This window comes from Mesorhizobium sp. M5C.F.Ca.IN.020.29.1.1 (assembly GCF_003997375.1).
GTDB classification, from domain to species: domain Bacteria; phylum Pseudomonadota; class Alphaproteobacteria; order Rhizobiales; family Rhizobiaceae; genus Mesorhizobium; species Mesorhizobium wenxiniae.
The window spans coordinates 1-2,607 of the sequence record NZ_RZSW01000700.1 but is presented as its reverse complement, the minus strand read 5'-3'; the positions used below and the strand labels follow the sequence as shown (position 1 = coordinate 2,607).

Below are 2,607 nucleotides of genomic sequence, written 5' to 3'. Positions count from 1 at the left end.
TCCTTCTACCGCGCCGACGTGGTGCACAATCCCAGCCGCTGGGACCGATTGCTCGAAGCCGCGCGTCGCGCCACGATCGACCTCTTGCAGCGGCGCCGGGAAAGCCGGCGCCTGACATTCGCCGATGCTTGACGCCGTTCCCTCATCGCGCTCGAACGCCGGTGCTCCCGAAGACGAGCGCGTCATCAAGCTTGCCGTGCTGGCGGTCGGCGGCCAGGGCGGCGGCGTGCTCGCCGACTGGATCACCGACGTCGCCGAACGCAATGACTATGTCGCGCAATCGACCTCGGTCGCCGGCGTCGCCCAGCGCACCGGCGCCACGATCTACTATGTCGAAATGTGCCGCGACACCGGTCGCCTGCCGGTCTTTGCGCTGTCGCCCTCGCAGGGCGACGTCGACATCTTGATCGCCGCCGAACTGATGGAAGCCGGCCGCGCCATCATCCGCGGCTTCGTCACGCCGGAGCGCACGACGCTGATTGCCTCGTCGCATCGCATCGCCGCGGTCTCGGAAAAGGTCGAGCCCGGCGATGGCCGCGCCTCGTCCTCAAAGGTGCATGCCACGGCTGAAACGGCGGCCAAGCGCTTCATCGCCTTCGACATGGAGAAGATCGCCGCCGACAACGGCTCGATGATCTCGGCCAGCCTGCTCGGCGCGCTGGCCGGCTCCGATGCCTTGCCGTTCACCCGCGAGAGCTATGAACAGGCGATCAGTGCCGGCGGCCGCGGCGTGAAGGCCAGCCTCGCCGCCTTCGGCGCGTCCTTTGATCGCGCCCGCGACATCACGAACACGCCACCTCTGGGCGACAAGATCACAGAGCCGAAAGCTGCTGAAACCGGCTCGGGCGCGGCGGCAAAGGTGAGCGGCCCGGAAAGCCTGTTGAAGGGCTGGCAGGACCTTGCGGCGCGCGTCGATGCGCTACCGCTTCCCCTGCACGACATGGCGTTTCGCGGTCTGAAAAAAGTCGTCGACTATCAGGACATCGCCTATGGCGGCGAGTATCTCGACCGGCTCGACCGGGCCGTCGCTCTGGACAGTGCCGAGCATGACTACGTGCTGTCGATATCAGCGGCAAAGCATTTGGCCAACGCCATGTGCTACGACGACATGATCCGCGTCGCCGACCTGAAGACGCGTTCGACGCGCGACAAGCGGGTGCGCCGCGAGGTCGGTGTCAAGGAGGGAACGATCCTCCAGGTGACCGAATATTTCCATCCGCGCATCGAGGAATTCTGCGGCACGCTGCCGTCCGGCCTCGGCAGTTACATCGAGACGCGGCCGAAGCTTGCCGCCTTCCTTGACCGCCGCATCAACCATGGCCGCCACATCCGCACCGACAGTTTCGCCGGCTTCGTCGCGCTGTGGTTCATCGGCGGCCTGCGTCGCTGGCGCCGTCGCCTGCTGCGCCACAAGGTCGAGACCGCACATCTCGAGCGCTGGTATGCGCTGGCGCTCGGCCATGTCAGGGAGGACTACGCACTCTCCGCCGAAATCCTCAACTGTCGCCGCCTGATCAAGGGCTACAGCGACACACATGCCCGCGCCCAGTCCAAATTCGACCGCGTGCTGTCGGCACTCGATCTGCTCGAGGGCCGCGCCGACGCCGCCGACTGGATCCGGCGCTTGCGCGAAGCCGCGCTGAAGGACGAGAAGGGCGACATGCTCGACGGCGCGCTGAAGACTGTGGCGTCGTTGGGCTCGGATCTGGTAAATTGAAACGCCCCGGTTCGGCACCGAACCACTCAGGGATCCGGGCAACCATTCAGCGTCCAGTCATGTCGACCAGGCTTCCTATCCCCCCGATCACCGACGCTATATCCATTCGCTGAAGCGCGTGCCTGCCTCAAGGAAATGCATGTCTGATTTGCAATTCCACGACGTGTTTCTTTCGTCTCTCAGAATTCCGCATTTTGAGAGAGTGGAATTCCACGTATGCGGCATAAAGATCGCGATGGACTCCGGACCTGATCAAGTCATCAAGGATCTCGTACTCTGCCCCTTCTACATCGAGTTTGAGAACGACCACGTCGTACAGCTCATGCTTCGCTCGGATCATCTGTGACAGCGAAAACGTTTCGACAAGGTCCGGGGCAAATCGCAGCGATTGATACAAGCTTTCGTTGTGGTCAGGGACGATCGAGCAACTTTGGTGGGTGGGCTCCGACCGGCCCGGAGGGGGACCAAATAATTCGGCGTAGCCATCTTTCACGCTTGCCGCCTTGCTGATGATCTCCATAGTCGCCTTTTCTGAGCGCAAAGCATAAAGGTGCGCCAGGCAATTCTTGTTGGGCTCGACCAGAACGAAGTCGTAGCGGTCGGGTGTGTAGTACCGGGAAAAGTATTTGTATCCCTGACCGATGTTCGAACCACAATCGATAAACAATCCGCGACTTCGCCTTGCTGCCTTGAGCTTGGACAATGCCTGCCTTGCGTCCGTCGCAACGCGACGACGGAGCCATCGCGACCTAAACGGTTCGCTCAGCGACAAGGCCGACAGTTGGAGGAACCGCCCAAGCCCCTCGGTTCTCAAGACCTCTGTTGCTTTCTGGGTCTTTTTAGTGAGCTTTGTTGCCAATCGGGCCGTCGGCCCCGTTGCGGCAATGAAC

The 2,607-nt window shown here is 62.4% G+C and carries 2 protein-coding genes; one reads left to right on the top strand and one right to left on the bottom strand.

The window, feature by feature from the left end; translation table 11 throughout:
* Positions 1-124 precede the first annotated feature (124 nt).
* A complete protein-coding gene (locus EOA85_RS32305; protein ID WP_127212431.1) occupies positions 125-1,717 on the top strand; it encodes an indolepyruvate oxidoreductase subunit beta family protein in 1,593 nt (530 codons plus the stop codon).
* Positions 1,718-1,844: 127 nt separating this feature from the next.
* On the opposite strand, the gene EOA85_RS32300 is transcribed toward EOA85_RS32305, so the two are convergent.
* Positions 1,845-2,607: FkbM family methyltransferase (locus EOA85_RS32300; RefSeq protein WP_245486213.1), on the bottom strand; the 763-nt coding region annotated here is incomplete at its 5' end.

Bases quoted from the DNA above. Each gene is read 5' to 3' on its own strand.
- EOA85_RS32305 (WP_127212431.1), top strand. From the start codon at position 125: ATGCTTGACGCCGTTCCCTCATCGCGCTCGAACGCCGGTGCTCCCGAA.